This window comes from Streptomyces longispororuber, from assembly GCF_024448165.1.
Lineage (GTDB): Bacteria > Actinomycetota > Actinomycetes > Streptomycetales > Streptomycetaceae > Streptomyces > Streptomyces longispororuber_A.
Genome location: NZ_JAMOLN010000098.1, coordinates 1 through 19,806, shown reverse-complemented (window position 1 = coordinate 19,806; position 19,806 = coordinate 1). Strand labels below are relative to the sequence as shown.

At 68.4% G+C, this 19,806-nt stretch carries 18 protein-coding genes; 4 read left to right on the top strand and 14 right to left on the bottom strand.

The features are described 5' to 3' along the window. Window positions 1-347 precede the first annotated feature (347 nt). The 4 genes from M4J07_RS25740 to M4J07_RS25725 all read right to left on the bottom strand — a co-directional run bounded on the left by M4J07_RS25740 (window position 348) and on the right by M4J07_RS25725 (window position 4,774). The gene (locus M4J07_RS25740) at window positions 348-917 is read right to left on the bottom strand and encodes a hypothetical protein (RefSeq protein WP_255975389.1); all 570 of its coding nucleotides are present in this window, start codon (window positions 915-917) and stop codon (window positions 348-350) included. 1,369 nt (window positions 918-2,286) lie between these two features. Continuing rightward, window positions 2,287-3,078 (bottom strand): amino acid ABC transporter ATP-binding protein, encoded by a 792-nt coding sequence (locus M4J07_RS25735; RefSeq protein WP_308284773.1) that lies wholly within the window; start codon window positions 3,076-3,078, stop codon window positions 2,287-2,289. A 14-nt stretch (window positions 3,079-3,092) separates the two neighbouring features. Beyond that, a complete protein-coding gene (locus M4J07_RS25730; protein WP_255975387.1) occupies window positions 3,093-3,926 on the bottom strand; it encodes an amino acid ABC transporter permease in 834 nt (277 codons plus the stop codon). Beyond that, the gene (locus M4J07_RS25725; protein ID WP_255975386.1) at window positions 3,923-4,774 is read right to left on the bottom strand and encodes an ABC transporter substrate-binding protein; all 852 of its coding nucleotides are present in this window, start codon (window positions 4,772-4,774) and stop codon (window positions 3,923-3,925) included. Before M4J07_RS25725 ends, M4J07_RS25730 begins: the two co-directional genes overlap by 4 nt. 486 nt (window positions 4,775-5,260) lie before the next feature. Between M4J07_RS25725 and M4J07_RS25720 the strand changes: the two genes are divergently transcribed. Further along, the gene (locus M4J07_RS25720; RefSeq protein WP_255975385.1) at window positions 5,261-5,422 is read left to right on the top strand and encodes a DUF397 domain-containing protein; all 162 of its coding nucleotides are present in this window, start codon (window positions 5,261-5,263) and stop codon (window positions 5,420-5,422) included. Window positions 5,423-5,459: 37 nt separating this feature from the next. Here the strand turns inward: M4J07_RS25720 and M4J07_RS25715 are convergent, their stop codons facing one another. Together M4J07_RS25715 and M4J07_RS25710 are read right to left on the bottom strand one after the other, a co-directional pair. Continuing rightward, complete coding sequence (locus M4J07_RS25715) at window positions 5,460-9,425, bottom strand: trypsin-like peptidase domain-containing protein (RefSeq protein WP_255975402.1); 3,966 nt, start codon at window positions 9,423-9,425, stop codon at window positions 5,460-5,462. 76 nt (window positions 9,426-9,501) lie between these two features. After that, the gene (locus M4J07_RS25710; RefSeq protein WP_255975384.1) at window positions 9,502-9,831 is read right to left on the bottom strand and encodes a trypco2 family protein; all 330 of its coding nucleotides are present in this window, start codon (window positions 9,829-9,831) and stop codon (window positions 9,502-9,504) included. Between the two features lie 846 nt (window positions 9,832-10,677). On the opposite strand from M4J07_RS25710, the gene M4J07_RS25705 reads away from it, so the two are divergent. Further along, on the top strand, window positions 10,678-10,998 hold the full coding sequence (locus tag M4J07_RS25705) for a 4a-hydroxytetrahydrobiopterin dehydratase (protein WP_255975383.1): 321 nt from the start codon (window positions 10,678-10,680) through the stop codon (window positions 10,996-10,998). Between the two features lie 98 nt (window positions 10,999-11,096). Here the strand turns inward: M4J07_RS25705 and M4J07_RS25700 are convergent, their stop codons facing one another. The 6 genes from M4J07_RS25700 to M4J07_RS25680 form a co-directional block, all read right to left on the bottom strand. Further along, on the bottom strand, window positions 11,097-11,819 hold the full coding sequence (locus M4J07_RS25700; protein ID WP_255975382.1) for an SMI1/KNR4 family protein: 723 nt from the start codon (window positions 11,817-11,819) through the stop codon (window positions 11,097-11,099). 310 nt (window positions 11,820-12,129) lie between these two features. Continuing rightward, window positions 12,130-12,459 (bottom strand): transposase, encoded by a 330-nt coding sequence (locus M4J07_RS25695; protein WP_255975381.1) that lies wholly within the window; start codon window positions 12,457-12,459, stop codon window positions 12,130-12,132. Between the two features lie 97 nt (window positions 12,460-12,556). After that, window positions 12,557-12,934: a transposase family protein gene (locus M4J07_RS48540; RefSeq protein ID WP_374215079.1), complete on the bottom strand. Its 378-nt coding sequence runs from the start codon at window positions 12,932-12,934 to the stop codon at window positions 12,557-12,559. Between the two features lie 80 nt (window positions 12,935-13,014). Further along, on the bottom strand, window positions 13,015-14,031 hold the full coding sequence (locus M4J07_RS25690) for a VOC family protein (RefSeq protein ID WP_255975380.1): 1,017 nt from the start codon (window positions 14,029-14,031) through the stop codon (window positions 13,015-13,017). After that, window positions 14,028-14,900 carry an alpha/beta fold hydrolase gene (locus M4J07_RS25685; RefSeq protein WP_255975379.1) on the bottom strand — a complete coding sequence of 291 codons (873 nt, stop codon included), beginning with the start codon at window positions 14,898-14,900 and terminating at the stop codon, window positions 14,028-14,030. The genes M4J07_RS25690 and M4J07_RS25685 overlap by 4 nt, the downstream gene beginning before the upstream one ends. A 13-nt stretch (window positions 14,901-14,913) precedes the next feature. Then, window positions 14,914-16,518, bottom strand: coding sequence for a bifunctional 3-(3-hydroxy-phenyl)propionate/3-hydroxycinnamic acid hydroxylase (locus tag M4J07_RS25680; RefSeq protein WP_255975378.1), 1,605 nt, complete (start codon window positions 16,516-16,518; stop codon window positions 14,914-14,916). A 153-nt stretch (window positions 16,519-16,671) separates the two neighbouring features. On the opposite strand from M4J07_RS25680, the gene M4J07_RS25675 reads away from it, so the two are divergent. Both M4J07_RS25675 and M4J07_RS25670 read left to right on the top strand, forming a co-directional pair. Beyond that, window positions 16,672-17,304: a TetR/AcrR family transcriptional regulator gene (locus M4J07_RS25675; protein WP_255975377.1), complete on the top strand. Its 633-nt coding sequence runs from the start codon at window positions 16,672-16,674 to the stop codon at window positions 17,302-17,304. 106 nt (window positions 17,305-17,410) lie between these two features. Beyond that, complete coding sequence (locus M4J07_RS25670) at window positions 17,411-18,475, top strand: amidohydrolase family protein (protein ID WP_255975376.1); 1,065 nt, start codon at window positions 17,411-17,413, stop codon at window positions 18,473-18,475. Between the two features lie 8 nt (window positions 18,476-18,483). Here the strand turns inward: M4J07_RS25670 and M4J07_RS25665 are convergent, their stop codons facing one another. Both M4J07_RS25665 and M4J07_RS25660 read right to left on the bottom strand, forming a co-directional pair. Further along, window positions 18,484-18,855 (bottom strand): hypothetical protein, encoded by a 372-nt coding sequence (locus M4J07_RS25665; RefSeq protein ID WP_255975375.1) that lies wholly within the window; start codon window positions 18,853-18,855, stop codon window positions 18,484-18,486. 28 nt (window positions 18,856-18,883) lie between these two features. Continuing rightward, complete coding sequence (locus M4J07_RS25660; RefSeq protein ID WP_255975374.1) at window positions 18,884-19,753, bottom strand: IS5 family transposase; 870 nt, start codon at window positions 19,751-19,753, stop codon at window positions 18,884-18,886. Window positions 19,754-19,806 lie beyond the last annotated feature (53 nt).

Below are 19,806 nucleotides of genomic sequence, written 5' to 3'. Positions count from 1 at the left end.
AGGCAGCAAGCCGGCCTTCTCGGGCGTCGGCAGCCGATTCGCGTTGATCGGCAGCAGCCCGTTGGTCACTGAGAAGACGCTCTTGCGCGCAGTCTCCGTGTGACGGGTCGGCGGGATCGGATACCTGTGCCGCGGGACTGGCACCCATGCCAGCCAGTACGTCCTGGCCCACTCAGGATCGCCGCCGTCCGGCAGGATGCTGTGCATGGCATCCGTGGAATGGGCGGGGCTCCACCGGTGGGCCCGTCTGCCCGATCGAAGCAGGGCCGAACGCGTCGGGCGAAGGCTATGCCGAGGGTTCCATCATCGAGTGCGGCGGCCAGGAGGAGCATAAAGCGGGACCACCATCACCAGATCGAACCCCGCTCCGCGGAGGGTGGGTTGGCCCAGTACTGGAATGGCTCAGGGCCAGTGATGGCGACCGTGCCCTGGCGACCGGCACTCGACCAGTCCAATTCCAGAGACCACGTGACATCGAACTGTGAGCGAGGGTGGATCTCGAAGAGCTCTGGGTCACTGCTCGACACAGTGAACGGAAAGTCTGGGAGATGGGGTTCTAAGGGTGTCAAGGATGGAGACTCGCGATCGAGGTCAGTGGTGAAGCCCCGTACTTCGAGGATGCCAACCGTCAGGAAGAACCGCGCGGCCGGGCGCGGAGGTGTGCGTGACAGGACGACGGGCCGCAAGCGTTTCAGGATGACGGCTTGCGTTGTCAGTCCCTCGATCAGCACGCGGACGCCGAGTCCCAGCTGGTGCTGCGTGCCGTCTTCGAGCTGGAAGCTGTCCGGACTCCCGTGGTACTCGAAGGAGGCGAGAAGCGGGACCTCCGGAGGAGGGGGTGCCGTGCGGACGTTGACGTCCCCATTGATGTAGCCGGCTTGGATCACCGGCCCGTGGATCTGGGCGTTGCCCGACACCTGATTCTTTGTGTGATGCTGATCGTCTGCTGATGGCCCTGTCATGGCCTGCCCCCGTAGCTGTGGTCAGTCAACCATCCCGCGGCCGTACCCTTTTGAGGAGGGTGTGGGCGCGTCAATCTCCGTGCAGGCGCGTGCTGCTTCATCGACGGCGGCACCCTCGCAGCCAGGTTCCCCAGCAGATGCCGTGCGAGCTTCGGGACCGTCTCACGGCTGGAGTGCGGCAGCCGCCCGATGGCGCTGCTCGCTTGTGGTGGGGTGGTGGATGCCTTGCACGGTGGCGTGGAGCCGGCGGCCTGCGATCGGACCGATCCGCTCCCAACAGGTGCCGAGGATGTCTTCGTGGGCGGCGGCGTAGTCGCCGACGCCGGGATGGTTCCCGATGACGATCAGGACGTGGAGGTACAGGCCGCCGTCCAGCTACAGGTGCGAGGGGGAGAAGAAGGGTTCGACCATGCGCGGGCCGTGCCCCCCGCCGTGACCGTACGACCGGCAACCCGCCTCACCCGCCGCCAGGAGGTGCTGATGACCTTCTCAGCCGCGTCCGTCATCTCCTCCGGACCCTCCAGCGTGATCAGCGCCTCCACCGCAGACAGTTCCCCGATCGCCTCCCGGGCCCGCCGCGCGGCAGATTCGAACTCCTCGTGTGCAAGTTCTGCCGACGGCCGCAGGGCGATAACGCACCTGGCTGCATCCAGCGCCTGCTGCAAGAACCGCCGATACAGCTCGCGCCGGACTTCCCGCTGACCGGCTGCACGACTGTCTGCCCTGTCCTCTTGAGCACTGCGCAACTGCTGCGCCACCTGCCGGCCAGTTGCCCGCATTGCGAACCAGCTGGAGGCGACGGATGCCAGCAAGGTGGACCCGCTGGTGACCAGGGCAAACCGCGACCGTGTCATTCATGCTGAGGGAAAGGCCGCCCTGGGCTGTGCGGTTCCGGCACCGGCGCCCCGTGGGTGGCGAGCCGACGGAATTCTTGTGCCGGGGGAGAGGCAGTGAAGCCGCTCCTGTCGCGGCAGGGGCATGGTGTCGGCGGTGGCCTCGAGGACGGCTGACCATCATGATCACCAAAGCCCCGAGCGACAGCGTTCCAGTCCGAGACCTACTGTCCGTCTGATGCTCACCCATTCGGAGATGCTCACCCATTCGGAATCGGCCATCGCCTGAGCCTGGCTTCGCCTTTGGCTGCCCCCTTGTCGAGTGGGTGAACTTCTTCCTTGATCTGACCTCAATACGGTGCCCGGCCGGGAGGACCAGGACAGCTTCGCCTCCTGCCAAAGAGATGGACAGTTGAGCGGGCCATCTTATGGATCATGAGGGCGCGCTGGAACGTTTGGGAACCTGGTCCTCTCTGCCCCTCCCTGAGGCGCTACTCGGACTTGCCCACCTGGTCCGCAGACTCCTCCTCCACCTCGGCCATCGCCGGGTCGAGCAACCGAGACAGGAAGTGTCGGGTGCGTTCGTGGCGGGGGGCGGTGATGACCTGCTCGGGGGCGCCGTCCTCGACGATCACGCCGCCGTCCATGAAGACGACCCGGTCCGCGACCTCGCGGGCGAAGGTCATCTCGTGGGTGACGACCATCATCGTCATTCCCTCGTCGGCGAGCATGCGCATCACCGCGAGGACGTCCCCCACCAGCTCGGGGTCGAGCGCCGAGGTCGGCTCGTCGAAGAGCATCACCTCGGGACCCATGGCGAGCGCGCGGGCGATGGCGACCCGCTGCTGCTGCCCGCCGGACAGGGACGACGGGTACGCCTCGGCCTTCTCGGCGAGGCCGACACGCCGCAAGTTCTCGGCCGCCACCCGCGCCGACTCCGCCTTGCCCCGGCGGAGGACGCGGCGTTGCGGCAGCGTGAGGTTCTCGGTGACCGTCAGATGCGGGAACAGGTTGAACTGCTGGAAGACCATCCCGATGCGGCGGCGCACGGCGTCGATGTCGACGTCAGGATCGGTCAGTTCGGTGCCGCCGACGAAGACCTGGCCTTTGCTGGGCTCCTCCAGGAGGTTCACACACCTCAGTAGCGTCGATTTGCCGGAGCCGGACGGGCCGATGACACAGACGACCTCGCCCCGGCCGACCTCCATGTCGATGCCCCGCAGGACGTGGTTGTCGCCGAAGGACTTGTGCAGGTCGCGGACCTGGATCTCCGAGCGGTCCACGATGGTCTTCTCACTCATTTCACGGCCTCCTGGGTCTTCGCCTCCATGCGGCGCACGACGAAGCCGAGCGGGATCGTGATCAGCAGGTAGCACAGACCGGCGACGAGGATGGGCGTCGAGTTGGCGGTCTGGCTGGCCAGATCCCGGCCGTACTTGGACAGTTCCCGCTCCTCCAAGGTGACGCCGAGGAACAGCACCAGCGAGGAGTCCTTGAAGAGCAGGACGAGTTCGTTGGTCAGCGGCGGCAGGATGATGCGGAATGCCTGCGGGATGATGATCGAGACCATCGCGCGCGCGGGGGAGAAGCCCAGCGAACGGGCCGCCTCCATTTGCCCCTTGGGCACGGCCTGGATGCCGGCGCGGATCGTCTCAGCCATGTAGGCGGCGGCCACCAGACCGAGCGCGAGGGCGACCTTTCCGTACGTGCCGCCGACGATCTCTGTGCCGGGGAAGGCCAGCGGCACGGCCACCCCGATGAAGATGAAGATCAGCAGGGCGGGCAGGCCGCGGAAGATCTCGATGTAGACGCCGGCGACCCAGCGGTAGGGGCCCACGGACGACAGCCGCATCAGCGCGATGACCATGCCGAGCGCGAGTCCGACAGCGAAGCCTGTGACCGTGTAGAGCACGGTATTCTTCAGCGCCAGCGTGATGACGTCCGGGAACATCTGCCGCGCGATGTCGCCCTGCGCGAACTGGTTCTTCAGCCGGCCCCAGTCGGCCGTGGCCGCGAAGGCAACCACGGCCGCGACGAACACGAGGTACTGCACGCCTCGCGACAGGCTGCGCTTCTGACGCCTGGAGAGGCCCTTCCTCTTCGGTTGGAGTGCGGTGTCCGCCTCGGTCATGAGGCGGCCGGCGATGCGGCGGACTCGTCGTACGGACCGATCCACTTCTCGTAGAGCTTCTTGTACGTGCCGTCGGCCTTGGCGTCCGCGAGAGCCTTGTTGATGGCGTCGCGCAGCTTCGTGTTGCCCTTCTTCACCGTGAAGCCGTACTGCTCACCGGTGTTGATGTTGTCCGCGACCTCGAAGGCGGCGGCGTTCTCCTTGTCCTTCAGCCAGCCCTGGACCACCGGGTAGTCGATGACGACGGCCTTGACCTGGCCGGTGCGCAGGCCGTTGAGGACGGCGTCGGAGGACTCGAAGGAGACCGGGTCGAAGCCCTGCTTCTTGGCGTAGTCCTCGCCGGTTGTCTGAGCCTGGGCGCCGAGCTTGATCTTCTTGGTCTTCGCGTCGGCGAGCGAGGTGACGCCGCTCTTCTTGTCGACGAGGAGCGCCTGCGTGGCGTTGAAGTACGGGTCCGAGAAGTCGACGTTCTTCTTGCGCTCCTCGGTGATGGTCATTCCGGCCGCGGCCACGTCGCACTCGCCGGAGTTGAGGAACGCGCCGGTCTTGAAGTTCTCGAACGGCGTGTCGAGGATGTCCTGCTTGACGCCCAGGTCCTTGGCGACGAGGTCGATCAGCGCCACGTCGAAGCCCTGCACCTTGCCGTCGATCTCCGACTGGAAGGGCGGGTAGGGCAAATGGGTGCAGGTGGTGAGCTGTCCCGCCTTGGCGAGTTCGACGCCGCCCGCGGCCGTCTTGGAGCCGCTGCCGCCGTCGTCCGTTGAGGTGCACGCCGCCACGAACAGTAGCCCGGCCGTCGCGGTGGTGGCAGCCAGGATGCGGGTCCGGCGCCCGTGGAGCGTCTTCACTTGGTTCCTCCGGTGAGGGAGCTGTGTGTTCCGGTCATAAGGAGAACTTGTGCCCACTCAAATCAAGCTCATGACACACGGGCCGTCCGGGCGAAGAACTCCTTGGTGGTGCGGCATGCGGTGGACGAGGGAGGCCAAGGGGGTGCCGGCCTCCCGTACTGCAGTCCCGGCTCGCGATCGATGCGGTGGGGACGGCGATGAGTTCGTTGATCGAAGAGCTCCGGCAGCGGGAAGCGGCAGCCCGCGCGCGGGTGCAGGAACTCCGGGACCACATTGCCGAGTTCAGTGAAAGGCTCGCCGCGGCCGAGGAACGGCTGTCGAGGCTGGAGGTCGCCCGGGAGACCGTGTCGGAGATCCTCGATCAGACCGGTACGGCTTCTTCGGCGGCAGGGGCTGCGGAAACAGGAGCCGAAACGGGGCCGGCGGAATTTCCGTTCGGGGAGGGTTCGCCGATCGGGGTGCTGACGGGGCCCCTGGCATCCGGGTTTGGACACCTCGGTGCTGAACGACAACTGCGTCGAGGTGGCCGTAGGCACCGACACCGTCCGCGTCCGGGACTCCAAGGACACCGGCATCCGCCCCCTCGCCGTCACGCCGGCCGCGTGGACGGCGTTCGTCGCGGGCACGGCACCGGTGAGTTCGGAGTGACGAGTCCCTGTCTCCCGCCCGGCCGGGCGGACCCACCTCAACCGGAGTCGTCGACCCCCAGCAGTGCGGCCAGACGGCGACGGTGGCCCTCGACCTGCTGACGCCGTTCACTGTTGTCTTCGGGACGGTCGCGCAGCCACGTGTCCGAGAGGTCCAGAGCCCGCCGTGTCCGACGCTCGGCCTCGGGTCGCCTCGGTGAGTGCTCCAGCGAGTGCGCCACCTGCACCAGCAGCGGACCGACCGCGGCCTGCCTGTTCGACTGGAGGGCAAGCCAGTCCAACGCGACGTCCAGAACCTGCTCGATCGCTTCCGCGTCCGGGAAATCTCCGCCGGACAGCAGGGCCTGCAGCAGCCTTCCGTTCGCCGCGTCCCGCACGTTCCGCTCACCGCCTGTCCGAAACCGTTGCCGGGCGACCTCCGTCGCGCGGCGCCGTACCCGCGGCGAGGAACTGCGGTTGTCGAGCACCATCGCCAGCAACTTGATCGACCGGTTGTCGTAATCGTTGACGGCGGACCAGTCGACGCAGGCCGTGCACAGCCGGTCCAGGACGGGAGCCCCGAGTTGCTCGGAGCCCTTCAGCAAGTCTTCGAGCGCCGGCTCGGCTCGCTTCGGGTACCTCGCATGCTTCAGCAGGTCACAGGCGCGGGCGACGAAACGGTTCCACTCGGGAGAATGCTCTGCGCAGTGGTTCCGGAGGGCTCTGACGAGACTGGGTTCCTTGCGGTTCTTCTCCAGCACCAGGGCCTTCAGGGACAGCACCCGGACGGATCGCGCCGCCAACTGTGCGCGATCGGCCGGATTCGCGAGGGGGCTGTTCAGTGCTTTGATCAGCATGCCCGGGACGCCGGGGGCCCTGGGGTTCTTGTCCAGGCAGTGAAGGGTCGCGGCCATCGTCCGGGCGGATTCGTCACCGGTGAGATCGGAGCGCCGCAGGAGCGCGGTCAGGGGGTAGGCCAGGTGCGGGCTGTCGGGAGCCGCGGCAAGCTGGACGAACGTCGCGGCCAGCACCCGGACGCGGGTGTCGGTGTCGAGGTTCCTGCGATGCAGCAGCGGCGTCAGGACGGAGCGTGCCACGCTCGGGCCAGGTCGGTCCCGCAGCAGGGCCAGCGCCCGGTCCGCCAGCCACCGCAGCCGCTCCGGGTCCCCGTCCGGCAGTCTGGTGCTCAGGAGTGCCCCGGTCACCTCGCTGACACTCAGCCCCGTGGAGCCGTCGTCTGCCGCCAGCCAGTCCATGGCCACGACCGCGAGGTGCTGTTGTTCGTCCTCGGTGAGGGCGGCATGGTCGCTAGCACTGCTCTTGTCCGCGTTCTTCAGCAGCGGGGGAAGAAGCAGACCCACTTCGACGTGTCGGTCGCCATTTACGTTCAACCAGTTCCACGCTGCCTGCACGGCACGCGCCAGGCCGTCCCGTCCGGGCAGTCCGGGGACGATCAGTTCTCTGAGCAGGTACGCAGCAGCGGGCCGCAGCCCGTAACCGGCCTCATGGTTCAGCCAGGCGAAGGAGTCCCTGACCGCCTGCCCGTACAGGTCTTCGGGCAGATCGTGGTGCAGACGGTGTCTGCTCAACACGGCTACGAGGGCGAAGGTGGCAGCCGACGGGTCGCCGGGGGCCACCGCGTCGAGGAGCAGACGCGCCGTCCGTTCCAGGTCCGCGCCGGTCAGTTCGCGGTGTTTGAGCAGTGGCCCCGCCACGAAGCCGGCTTGACCTGTCGTGCCGTAACGGCGCAACCAGCGCAACGCCCAGTTCCGGACCTGGTCCATACGCGCGTCGCCGCGCGGCAGGACGTCCAGCCGCGTACGGAGGAGTCGCTGCAGAGGGAAGCTGGCGTCGATCGTGAGCGGGTGCAGCGTGAGCCACTCGTAGGCCTGGTCCGTCGTCCATTCCCGGTTCCCAGGGTCGAGGTCGTTTGCCAGGGCCTTGTGGAGAGCGCGTGGGGCGTCGGGCCGTTCACTGTGCCTGTAGATCCACCCGGAGAGGTAGCGGTCGCTGTCGGGCAACTGCGATGCCACGGCCAGGATGGTGTTGAGGGCCATGGCCTTGGTGAAGTGCTCGCGCAGCCACGGTTCCGCGAACTCGCGCAGCACCACCGGGCGCCATGTCTCCCGCAGGATCAGGGCCCGAAGCTCCCGGCCGTAGCCCTCCTCATCCGCTGCCACGACCAGGTCCCGGACAACGGCACGGTGGGCGACGCACCAGTCGTCCACCACTCCGGTCAGCGCGTCGACCGCCTCTTCGTCCAGCTTGTCACGCAGGCGGTCCACCGCGACGGCGACCCGGGCCAGGGCAGAACCGCTCGCCAGCCCTGAGTCCAGGACCCGGCGCAGGCCGACGCCGTGCACGGAGTTCTGGCCGTTCTTGAGCACGGCGACGCCGAGCAGATGGTCGGCGTAGACGTCGTGCACGGGCTGCAGGACGCCGTTCCGGGAGGCGAGCAGTTTGTCGTCGAGGAGCTTGCCCAAGAGCGTTCCGCCTTCTTCTCGGCGCGGGTCGCCGGGGTCCGGGGCGAAGAAGGCGAGTGCGTCCTCGAGCCGGCAGGGTGAGTGGGCGACGGTCAGAGCCACGGCCGTTGCCGCGCGGTCTGGCACGTCGTCCCCGAGGAGCGGCAGCCCCATGTTGATCAGGATGGCGTTGAGCCATGAGCCGAAGTCGGAGTCGGGAGAAGGCGCGGCTCTTCTCACGTCCTCACCGGCTTGCGCCTTGTCGTTGAGGTGCGTGGCGTAGAACCGGCTGATCTCCGGAGGACCGGCGCAGCGTTTCTTCATGTAGCCGTCGTCCTGCTGATTCACGGCGTCTGATGCGAGGCTCTGCACGATCTGTCGGGTGATGTCTCGGTGGTACTCCGGGTCCTCCCGGACGTGGACGAACGTGAAGGTGTTCCACGGGTCCAGCGGTTGAAGCGCCTCGTCCTCCAGCCGGCTGCGGCGAACGGTCGTCAGTACGGCAAGCCGGACGCCTCGGCCCTCAGCCTCGCTGAACACGCTGCGGTAGGTAGTCCCCGGGTCGGCGATCCAGTCGATCTCGTCGGCGACGACGAGCACCTGGTCCGCCAGGCCCCGGACGCTGTTCCACACATCACGCAGGGGTGCGGACTGGGTTACGTGCACGACCAGCCAGTCCCGGCTCTCCTGGGCCCGCAAGGCGACCTCCAGACACAGCCGTGACTTACCGGCTCCGGCCGCCCCGTCGATGATCATTCCGGCGGGCAGGCCCGGCCTCTTGGCGAGGTCGGCGAGCCGGGTGAGGATCTCGCCGGGCGAACTGCTGTCGCCGGGATCGACGTACGGGAGCTTCTCCTCGACGAGCGAATGCGACGCCTTGTTCCTTTCGACGGCGTACCAGCTGTGGTGCTGGTGGAGACCGTCGGTCCGGCTCCAGTTGTCGGGTAGTACGGGCAGAGGGCGCGGGGGCACATGGTCGCCCCTCAGGGCATCCCGCCACCCCTCGTCGTCGATGCGGTCGAGAGGCGTCACCTCCAGCCTGCCGATCCCCGCCGCCGGCACGTGTTCCTTGACGATGCCGACCAGCAGCCCGGTGTCGCTGATCAGCGCCGCCCCGGACATACCCTGCCAGGGACTGGTGCCCGGGTCTGGCGCCGTCAGGACGTCGGGGGCGTCGTCCACGACGACGCGCAGCGTGTCCGGCGACCCGACGTCGCTGGTGAGGATCCGGCAACGGATCGTTGTGCTGCCGCGCCAGATGTCGTCCGGCGCATCAGGGGAGCTTTTGTCGATCACGGCCCAGCCGGGGAAGCCCACCGCGCGGGTGGTCACCTCGGCGTTCCGGGCGCGGTCCACGCGTCCCAGCAGAACCGGGTCAGCGCGAGAAGTGGGTGACGTATCGAGTTGGAGCAGGGCCACGTCCAGATCCGTGTCCTGCCACACCTCCGCCGCCGGCCTGTCGAACTCTTCCCCGCCGAGCCGGACATGCACGGCTTCGCCGCCCTTGAGCACGTGCTTCGCCGTCAGGACGAGCCGCTCCGAGATCCGGTAGCCACTGCCCACGCAGCACTTGTCGTCGGGCAGGCCGACGACCACGCGAGCGACTTGGGCGACATCCACGCCGGAGGTCACCGGCACGTCACCTCGGCCGTCGGCTCAGCGTGTCGCCCGCGGAGATCGGCCTATTGTCAGGGGTCGTTGCGTTCAACTGGAGTTTCAGCGTCTGCACCTCGCTGCGGTCCTCGCTGCGCTGCCCGCCCGCAGAGATCACGTGGACGCGGATACCGCCGTTCACATCGTGGGACCGGCTCAGTGTCGTCTGGAGTTCGAGTTCGAGCGAGGAGACCGCGAGCCGCACCGGGCCGCCCTCGGCCTCGGCCGCGGCCACCGCTTGCGCGAGCTCGCGTCGTATGGCTCCGAGCGCGACCGCCAGGCCGATGCCCTCGTCCTCGACGTGTTCCGCCACCATCAGGAACTCCCCCGCCCCACCGTCGGCCCCGCACACCACGGACGACTCTAGTGTCGCTGTCGACGACATCGCTAGTACTACAACTGGTCACGAAGAAAGCCGAGTTGAAGGGGACGACTGCTCCAGCCTCGTGCACTTCCTTCTCGACCACGACGACACCGGAACCGCGATCCGTGAGCGGGTGGGCCGCGCCGACGCCCTCGCTGCGCGGGGCCTGCTGGACTACGAGATCACCTCGTCGGGCTGGTCCGCGGCCGGCGAGGGGCAAACCGAAGGTCACCGAAGGAGAGGCCCCTGATCCACCACCAACTGGTCGTTGACCACTCGTTACAGCTGGGCTCCGGCAAGGTGCGGCGCTCGAGTTCTTCATCGATGCGGGTGATCAAGCGGCCCAGATCCCTCGCGGGTCCGGAGGGAAGACGCAGCATCGCCCACTCCAGATCATCGCGGGCATCTCCCACCCCCGGCCCATCAAACGCAGAGGCATCCAGGTACCGCCCGGGTTCCTCGAAATCCCACGCGAGACAACCCAGCGCTTTGGCGACCGTGTTGGACCAGATCTCCGGGTCTTCGACCCGCCGGATCGCTACACGAGTACGCACCGAGATACCGCGGCACCTCAGAACCGGATACTGCCCACGTGGCCGCAACCGCTCAGCACGGACGGCCTTGGGACGCCTACGCGGCATGGGCCTGCCCATGGCGATACTGCCCACGTGGCCGCAACCGCTCAGCACGGACGGCCTTGGGACGCCTACGCGGCATGGGCCTGCCCATGGCACGATGCCCCGATTGGCCAGGCCCTGACAGAGGCCCTGGCGCCCGGTGACCGAGGGGAGTTGAAGCATGGCGGACAACCCGATCCCGCTGACCGAGGACGAGATCGAGATCGCACTCGACGGTGCGCCGGGGTGGCGCCGCGATGGCGACGAGATCACGAAGACGTTCGGTATCCGCTACCACGGCGGCGTCGCAATGATCGTGCATGTCGCGGACGTTGAACGACTCATCGGCCACCATGCCGACGTCGATCTGCTCTGGGGGAAGGTCCGCTTCGGGATCTCCACGCACGACGCGGGCCACAGGCTGACCGCCGCAGATTTCGACCTCGCTCACCGTATCGACGCCATTGCGAAGGCGCACGAGGCGCAGCCCGTCAGCGACTGAAGCGAGAAGGGCCCCGCCTTTGTGTGGGGGTGCGGTGCTGTGGCCGTATGGTTCTCGTCGGCAGCGTCGACGAGTTTGGTAGGCAGCGCTCTGTCTGGTCAGCGGTAGTCGTTGAGCCAGTCGCCCGGGATCAGGTCACGAATGCGGTCGAGGTTTTCCGCCGTCCGGCCGCGGGCCAGGACGGCCGCGCCGTCGTCATCGCGCAGAAGGACGTCTTGCCCCAGGAACCACCGGGTCTCCTCGCCGATGGGGTATGCCGGGAACGGCAGTCGGACGGAGTTCGTCTCCAGCAGTTCGAGGCTGTCGCCGTCCGGGTCGAGGAAGTCGCAGAGTTCTTCATCGGCCTGCAGGGACTCCGACAGGATGATCTCGACGAAGCAGAGGGAAAGACGCTCCAGCCAGTCCTCCCACCGCTCGGCGCTCTTGTCGGCAAGGTCAAGCCGGATGAACACCGCAGGATCGTCATCCTGGAGGCTGTCGAGGAGGACGCCCCAAGATGCCGCTCCCTGGTTCTCGTGACGGAAGACCAGTGCCTCCTTGGCGTCATCGACATACAGCTCTGCAGGGCCGAGCAGCACATCGTGGTTGCTGGTGAGATCTTGCCGGCGTCCGAACAGCAGATACGCCTCGCGCAGCGCCGCCGGCAGCCGGAACCCCAGCCTTTCCTCGGCAGCGTCGAGATCGGCCTGCGTCCATCCGTCATTGCTCCCCAGAGCGGCGCCGACCCAGTGGGCGGCGAAGCCTTGGATGAAGGTCCATGCGCCACGGCGGCCTTCGATGCCACTGACGAGCGATGCGGCAAGATCGAACTCTTGTGTCATGCCAGGACGATATCCGTCCCGCTCGTCTGGCCACGGTGCACCCTGACAGGCCGACCAGCGGTTCCTGGAATCCGGCAACATTCTCGACGTGTTTGATCAACATCTGTTGTGCGAAGCCGGCATCAATAGTTCTCATCTCACCAACGGCGCCAGTCGTGTTGATCTGTCGTTCCGAGTAGCGCTGGTCCAGGTCGTCGCACTTGGTCAGGGGCGGTTCGCAGAGGAGCCGAGGCAGGGAATCTGCTCGTGGTCTGCGGTCTCGGCGAGTCCTGGGAGCGGGCACAGTCGTCCCGACCGATCGGGTAGGCCGTTACTCGAACGATTTGGTGAGGGCTGCGAACCCGCCCTCGACGATGCCGTGCCACAGGTGCCAGCGGTCTATGACCTGCACAATCGTCGGGTCGGCGTCCAGGACGGCCTGGGCGAAGGAGCCGGAGCCGTCCCGGCAGACGACCCGGATCCCCGGGTGCCGGCGCAGCCAGGCGCTCACCGCCGGGGCCCTGCGATCGGGCAGCACCTCGATCCGCTCCCCGGTGTCCGCGTTCGTCAGGATGACGGCGTACCGATGGCCCTTCAGCAGGGCGAACTCATCGATCCCCAGCACCGGGGGCGCCACGGGTGCCGGCAGCGCGATGCGCATCAGGCAACTCGGCACCGCGGCCCCCGACAGCACCTGATGCAAGATCACCAGCAACCGGGCGCCCGCCGAGCCGGCCAGCGCCCCCCGACCGCCTCGATCACCCCGGCGCAGAGCCGGGGTGCGCCGCTGGTAGCGCTCGGTGAGCTGGCCAACCTGCTCGACGAAGGCAACCCGCGCACAGGGCCAGGTTCTCGCAGTACGACCGGCGCACCGACAACGCGATCACCACGGGACGACCGCCCACCGCCTCGTCCGCCACACGGCGGCCGTACCGCGAATGCGTCCCGTTCGACCACTGCCCGCAGCCCGGACACCTCCGGGACACATCGTCCCTGGTCACCGCGACGATACGCGCCAACCCCGGACCGCAGTCCACCCGCACCACCGACACCCCGGCCAGCCGCGGCAGCAGTTCATCAACCTCGACAGCACACACCACCAGCCTGACAGCAGCAGCCCGCCCTCCAGGCCGCATCGACAGAACGATCAACACCTACGAAAATCTTGGAAGACCCAACTTTAGGACAGACCCGCCGGGCCCGGACCAGCGCGATGTCAGGCGTCGGGTACGCCGTCGCCGCTCAGTGCGGCGACGGTGTCCTCGGTGCGGGCCAGAGAGCGGGCACCGGCGCGGAACTGGCCGAGTTTGTCGACGATGGTCTGACCGACTGGGAGGTGACCCCAGATGCTGATGCCCTGGTGTGTGGTGGGCTCCCAGGTGTTCTCGTCGATGACGATCGGGTTCCAGCCCACCTCCCATTCGAAGCCCGAGGGTGTGCGCGCGTAGTAGGACAGTTCCTTGTCGTTGGTGTGCTGGCCGACGGACAGGGCCATGTCGAAGCCGAGTTCGTGCACGCGCTGGTAGCTCTGGGCGACGTCGTCGAGGCTCGCGGCCTGGATGTTGAGGTGCTGCACCCGGGTGCGGATCGGGTCGATGGGCAGGCCGCAGACGGCGGCCACCGCGATGGAGTGGTGACGTTCGTTGACCCGCAGGAACCGGATCTTGAGCTTGGCGCCGCTGATGGTCTCGTCGATGTAGTCGGTCAGCCGGGCGTCGAAGACGGTGTTGAAGTAGCCGCGGATCTGGGCGGGTTTGGTCGAGGTGAGGGCGACGTGGCCCATGCCGGAGTCGCCGGTGACGAACCCCGAGGCGAGCATCCGCAGCGGCTGTTCCGCCCGGACGGGAGTCGTGTAGATCTCCTGCGTGATGCCCTTGGGGCCGGGGAATCGCAGCAGGCGTTCGACGCCGCGCAGGGCCGCCTGCTCCTGCGAGCCGCGGGTGACGGGAACGCCGTGGGCGCGGATGCGGGCCTCGATGTGCTCGAAGGAGGTGTGGTCGTCGATGTGCCAGCCGAGGGCGACCACGTCCTCGGCGGGGCCCTTGCGCAGAATGAAGCGGCATTCCTGGTCGTCGAGGCGGAAGCGCATCAGGTCGCTGGAGAGGTCGTCGTGGTGCATGCCGATGGCGTCGGTGCCGAAGCGGCGCCAGTCGGCGAAGCGGTTGGTCTCGATGACGACGTAGCCGAGGTGAACGGCGCCGAAGACGGAGGGAGCGGTGGCATCGGCAGTCATCGGCGGTCTGCCAGGAAGTCGGCGCACACGCGGTTGAACAGCTCCGCGCGTTCGAACTGGACCCAGTGGCCGGTGTTGGCCACCACGTAGAGGTCGCAGTCGGGCATGCGCTCGGCGAGCATGCGGCCCCCGGACGGCCGGTTGACCTTGTCCTTGGCGCCCCACAGCACGAGGGTGGGCACGGGAAGCCGGGCCAGGCGGCGGTCCCGGGTGAAGTCCATCTTGATCAGTGTGCGCAGCGCGTTCGGTCCGGAGGGGCGGCGCAGTGGGGGAGATGCCACCACTTCCGGGTCGATGCTCGCCTCGTACCGCTCGTCGATGGCGGCGGTCGGCACGTCGGCGGCGTTGAAGACGAGGTAGTTGCGGATGAACTTCTCCAGCTTGAGCCGGGACGGCCCGTCCCCGGTGTAGTAGTTCAGCAGGCTGTTCAGGCCTGGGGTGGGCAGGGAGCGGGTGGTGCCGATGCCGCCGGGGCCCATGAGGAGCATGCGGTCGACCCGGTCGGGGGTGTCGAGCGCCAGGCGGAGCGCGGCCGACCCGCCGTAGGAGTTGCCCACCAAGTGGGCTTTTTCGAGGCCGAGTTGGTCGAGCAGGCCGCGGATGCCGTCCGCGAGGAATCCGAAGGGGTCGGCGCGGTCGATGCCCTTGGTGCTGCGGCCGTAGCCGGGCAGGTCGGGCACGATGACCCGGTACTGCTGGGCCAACGCGGCGATGTTGCGGTGATAGTTGGAGACGCCGGAGGCGCCGGGGCCGCCACCGTGCAGGAGCAGCACGGCCGGACCTTCTCCGGTTTCGGCGGCGAAGATCTTCCTGCCGCCGATGTCGTACGTCGTCTCCTGCAGATCGGGCAGGTCAGTGGTGGTCGTCATGGGGTCGGTGTCCTCACAAGGCAGTGGCGGCGGGCATCTGGGCGGGGGCGAAGCCGTGGGGCGGTGGCGCGAGCGGGCCGTTCGCTGTGGCGGCGTAGACGTAGGCGTCGGGACGCAGCGCGAGCGTGGTGGCGCGGTGTTCGCGCATCCAGGTCAGCAGGACGCCGTCGGTGTCGACGAGGGTGCCCTCGGCCGGGCGACTGCCGGCCGGGGTGACGGTCAGGGAGGGCACGCCGATGCGGTCCCAGGCGGGTTGCGGCGTGGCCGTGCGGGCGTGCAGCAGCAGCCAACGGCCGGCGAGTGCGTCGTCCAGACGCGTGCGGGTGCCGTCCGGTGCGGTGACCCACGGCTGGGGGAGCTGGTGGCCGGTGGCCTTGGTGCGCGGGTTGGACTGGAGGCCGGCTTCGTAGCGGGCCACGGGGATCCACTTGGAGTCCTGCAGCCGGTCGCCCAGGCCCGGTATCCGGTTGAGAGCCCGCACCGCGTGGTCACGGAACCGAGCGACCGCCGCCCGGCGTTCGGTGATCACGCGGCCGACGAAGACCGCCCGTCTGGTGACCTCCTTGACGTGCGGCTTGCGTTCGGATTCGTAGGTATCGAGGACACTGTGGGGCAGTTCGCTGCGGAGTACCGCGTCCAGCTTCCAGCACAGGTTGGCCACGTCCCGTACGCCGGCCGCCATGCCCTGACCGATCCAGGGCGGCATCGCGTGCGCGGCGTCACCGGCGAGGAAGACGCGGCCTACCCGGAAGCGGGAGGCGAAGCGGACGTGGTGGCTGTAGATGGTGGCCCGCAGGACGTCCACCTGGTCACGGCCGATCCCGTAGCGGGCGACCAGGTCGTACACGGCGTCGTTGGTGGTGAGGTGTTTCTCGTCGTCGCCGGGCAGGACCGGGAACTCCCAGCGGTGGTGGCCGAGCGGGGTCGGGCAGTCGACCGCGGGGCGAGCAGGGTCGCACCGGAAGCGCAACCGGTCGTGCCCCGGCCAGGGCTTGAGCATCTTGGTGTCGATGACGACCCAGCGGTCCTCGTACGTCCGGCCCTCGTACCCGATGTTCAGCTGGGCCCGGGTGAGGCTTGATCCGCCGTCGGCCGCGATCACATACGCGGCGCGCAGCCGGCGCACCGAATCGTCGTCGACGCCCGCCACGGTCAGCTCCACGCCGCCGTCGTCCTGGCGCACGCGCAGGCACTCGTGCCGCAACAGCACGTCGACGTTGGGAAAGCGGTCGACGCCTTCGCGCAGGACCTGCTCGAGGGCCGGCTGGTAGATGAACGACTGCGGTGGGTGGCCGTGCCCGCGCCGGGGCGGCTGGGCGGTGAGGAACGCCCGGTTGCCGGCGTCGACGAAGTCCACGGGGCGGCCTTCCGTGAGCATGTCTTGCTTCAGCCGTTCCGCGAGGCCCACGCGCTGCCAGATCCGCAGCACTTCCTCGTCGGTGGAAATGGCCCGGGCGCGGGAGTAGACCTCGGCGTCGCGCTCGACCACGACGACCTTCAGGCCGAGGGCGCCCAGCAGATTGGCCGCGGTCTCTCCTGTCGGTCCGTACCCGATGATCGCGACGTCGTAGGCGCACGGGTTCGTGTCCTCCGCCGCGCCGGCGCTGATCCGGCTCACTGGCCCACCTCGCTCGTCGTTCCGCAAGCCCGCCAGGGACGCATCCCCACGGCCTTGCTGTAGCGGTCGTTCTAATTGGAGTGACTGCTACAGTAAGAGGGTGAGGCGGTACGGTCAAGGGCCGGCGCAGGGCAGGCAGGAGAGGCGGACGCGATGACCAGGCAGCAGGAGCCCCGCAGGAAGCGGGCGAACGGCGTGGAGTCACGCCAGCGCATCCTCGACGCCGCCGTGGAGATCGCCGGCGAGCGCGGCTACGAGGGCACATCCATCGCGGCGGTCAGCTCCAAGTGCGGGCTTCCCGCCAGCTCGATCTACTGGCACTTCAAGGACAAGGACGACCTGATCGCGGCGGTCATCGAGCGCAGCTTCGAAGCCTGGCTCCTCGCCGTCCAACTCCCTGGCGAGGAGGCCGGGAGCCCGCGCGAGCGGGTGACCGCCATGGCGGCAGGCATCGCCAAGTCCCTCATCGAGGCACCCGACTTCCTCCGGCTCGGCCTGATGCTCGCCCTGGAGCGCCGCCCGGCCGAACCGCGCGGCCGGACCGTCTTTCTCCAGGTCCGTGAAACCGCACGGACCAAGGTCATCGAGGTGATCCAGGAACTCAAGCCCGAGCTGGACGCGGATGAGGTACAGGCGCTCGCCACCTACGCGGTCGCGGGGGCGGACGGCCTGTTCGTGCAGCGCGAGATCCTCGGAGGCGGCCTCGACCTGGTGGCCATGTTCGAACTGCACGCACGCCTGTTGTTCGACGCGGCCGAGGACATGGCGGCCCGCAAGGTGCGCTGAGCCAGGACGGCAGCGATCCCCTTCGCCGACGCTTCCTGTAGTGGTTACACCAATTGGAGTGACTGCTACGTTAAGGCCGAACGCCCCTCAGCTTCGGGAGAGTCGCATGAACACCGCCTCCACCGGCCGGTCAGGCCGGATCGACGTCCATCAGCACCTCATCCCGCCCTTCTACCGGGATCTGCTGGCGAAGGCCGGCATCGGCGAGGCGGGCGGCAGGGCGTTGCCCGAGTGGAGCCCCGAAGGGGCTCTGGAGCTCATGGACACCCTCGGCACGACGTCGGCAGTGCTCTCCGTTTCCACACCGGGCGCAGGATTCGTGGACCACGCGGGCGAGGCCGCCGCCCTGGTGCGGCGCCTCAACGACTTCTCGGCGTCACTCACCGCTCAACATCCGGGGCGCTTCGGATCGTTCGCGACGCTGCCGCTTCCCGACGTCGCCGCGGCGACCGCGGAGGCGGCCCGCGCCCTGGACGAACTTCACGCCGACGGGGTCACCCTGCTGGCGAACAACCGGGGCACCTACCTCGGGGCAGAGGGCCAGGAACCTCTGTGGCGCGCCCTCGACGAGCGTGGCGCCGTGGTGTTCGTCCACCCCGCCGAGCTGCCCGCCCCGACGGTCGAGGGCATCCCGCCGTTCGCCGCCGACTTCCTGCTCGACACCACGCGCGCCGCCTACTTGCTCGTACGCAACGGGATCGTCCACCGCTACCGCAACCTACGGTTCATCCTCAGCCACGCGGGCGGCTTCGTCCCCTACTCCTCCCACCGCATGGCGGTGACCATCGCGAACGACACCCAGCGCAGCCCGCTGGGCGTGCTGGACGACTTCCGTTCCTTCTACTTCGACACCGCCCTGTCGTCGAGTCCCGCCGCGCTGCCGACCCTGCTCGCCTTCGCCCGGCCCGGGCATGTGCTGTTCGGCAGCGACTGGCCCTTCGCCCCGAAGCCCGCCGGGCAGTACTTCGCCACCGGCCTCGACACCTTCGCGTCGCCGGACCAGCTCAGGTCCATCAACCGGGCCAACGCCGAGCCACTCTTCCCCCGCATGGCGCCCAGCCCCTCCTCCCTCCCGTCGCCCGCCCGCCCGGTGGTGCGGCGCGTGCGACGAGCGGCGCAGCATGCCGCCGCCCGCCTCGTCTTCAAACTCTTGCAGCCCGGCACCGACTAGGCCGTGTTTTAGAAGTTGCTGGCCTGCTTGGTTGGCCGTCCGGGGGAGTCGCGGGCGGCCAACCAGATGGTGAGGTCGCGGGCGATGTCGTTGATGCTGGTCGCCGTGGTGACCTCGTGCTCGTTGCGGGTGGTGTCACGGCGGACGATCTCGTAGCCGCCTTCGTCCAGGACGGCCACGGAGGCGAACCAGGCGGGGTCGTCCGCGTCGGGCTGGACGACGACGAAGGTGTTGTCGGAGTCGTTGAGGTCGCTGATCAGCATGAACAACGCGTCCTCGGAGGGGTCGTCGATGCGGTCGCCGTTCTCGCTGTCGGCGCCGTAGTACTGAGCCCCCATCATTGCCTTCCCCTCGTCGTCGACCCGGGTCTCGGTCAGCATGGCATGAGGAACCGACAGCTCAGGCCGGTCACAGCCATTCGCCGATCGCGGCGATCACGACGGTGGCTTCGAAGCGGACGGCAAGCTTGTCGAACCGGGTGGCGACCGCGCGGTTCCGCTTGAGCCGGTCGATCCCGCACTCGACCGCGTGCCGGGCCTTGTAGTCCTCGCGGTCGAAGGCCGGAGGTCGCCCGCCGGCCTTCCCGCGCCGTTTGCGGTGGGCTGCTTGGTCGGCAGGCACCGGGATCGTGCAGCGGATTCCGCGCTTTCGCAGGTAGGCCCGGTTGGCGCGGGAGGAGTAGGCCTTATCGCCCCGCACGCGCAGCGGGCGGACACGGGGACGGCCCGGTCCGGTGCGGGGCACCCGGATGGCTTCCAGGACGGCTGTGAACTGAGGACTGTCGCCGCGTTGACCTGCGGTGACCAGCAGAGACCTTGGCCGTTGGCCTTGCTCGCAGGCCAGGTGGATCTTGGTGGTGAAGCCTCCCCGGGAGCGGCCCAGGCCGTGGTCGTCGGGCTCGGTGCGGGTTCCGCCCGGCGGTTCGTTCTGGGCCTGGCCGTCGCGGCGGGCGCCTGCGGCGTGCTGATGGGCCCGGCAGATCGTGGAGTCGACGTTGACCTCCCACGTGATCAGCCCAGCTGCGTCCGCCCGGGCCTGCAGCCGGGTCAGCAGTTCGGGCCAGATGCCGTCACGTTGCCAGCGGCGGTAGAGCCCGTAGACCGTCTGCCACGGCCCGTATTCCGACGGCAGATCCCGCCACGGAGCACCGGTCCGCACCCGCCACCGAATCCCGTTGATCAGCTTCCGCCGGCCTAACGGCGGCCGCCCCAGAACCGCGACCGGCAACAGCGGCTCCAGCGCAGCCCACTGATCGTCAGAAAGATCCCCTCGCCCCACACCGAGAGCATCACGAAGCGGAACGAGAAGCAGAGCCAACTTTCAAAACACGG

Excerpts from the sequence above, each read along its gene's own strand:
- M4J07_RS25670 (WP_255975376.1), top strand. The coding sequence starts at position 17,411 with ATGAACACCGCCTCCACCGGCCGGTCAGGCCGGATCGACGTCCATCAG.
- M4J07_RS25695 (WP_255975381.1), bottom strand. The coding sequence starts at position 12,459 with ATGCGCATCGCGCTGCCGGCACCCGTGGCGCCCCCGGTGCTGGGGATC.
- M4J07_RS25690 (WP_255975380.1), bottom strand. The coding sequence starts at position 14,031 with ATGACTGCCGATGCCACCGCTCCCTCCGTCTTCGGCGCCGTTCACCTC.
- M4J07_RS25685 (WP_255975379.1), bottom strand. The coding sequence starts at position 14,900 with ATGACGACCACCACTGACCTGCCCGATCTGCAGGAGACGACGTACGAC.
- M4J07_RS25675 (WP_255975377.1), top strand. The coding sequence starts at position 16,672 with ATGACCAGGCAGCAGGAGCCCCGCAGGAAGCGGGCGAACGGCGTGGAG.
- M4J07_RS25710 (WP_255975384.1), bottom strand. The coding sequence starts at position 9,831 with ATGGTGGCGGAACACGTCGAGGACGAGGGCATCGGCCTGGCGGTCGCG.
- M4J07_RS25665 (WP_255975375.1), bottom strand. The coding sequence starts at position 18,855 with ATGCTGACCGAGACCCGGGTCGACGACGAGGGGAAGGCAATGATGGGG.
- M4J07_RS25700 (WP_255975382.1), bottom strand. The coding sequence starts at position 11,819 with ATGACACAAGAGTTCGATCTTGCCGCATCGCTCGTCAGTGGCATCGAA.
- M4J07_RS48540 (WP_374215079.1), bottom strand. The coding sequence starts at position 12,934 with ATGCGGCCTGGAGGGCGGGCTGCTGCTGTCAGGCTGGTGGTGTGTGCT.
- M4J07_RS25730 (WP_255975387.1), bottom strand. The coding sequence starts at position 3,926 with ATGACCGAGGCGGACACCGCACTCCAACCGAAGAGGAAGGGCCTCTCC.
- M4J07_RS25705 (WP_255975383.1), top strand. The coding sequence starts at position 10,678 with ATGGCGGACAACCCGATCCCGCTGACCGAGGACGAGATCGAGATCGCA.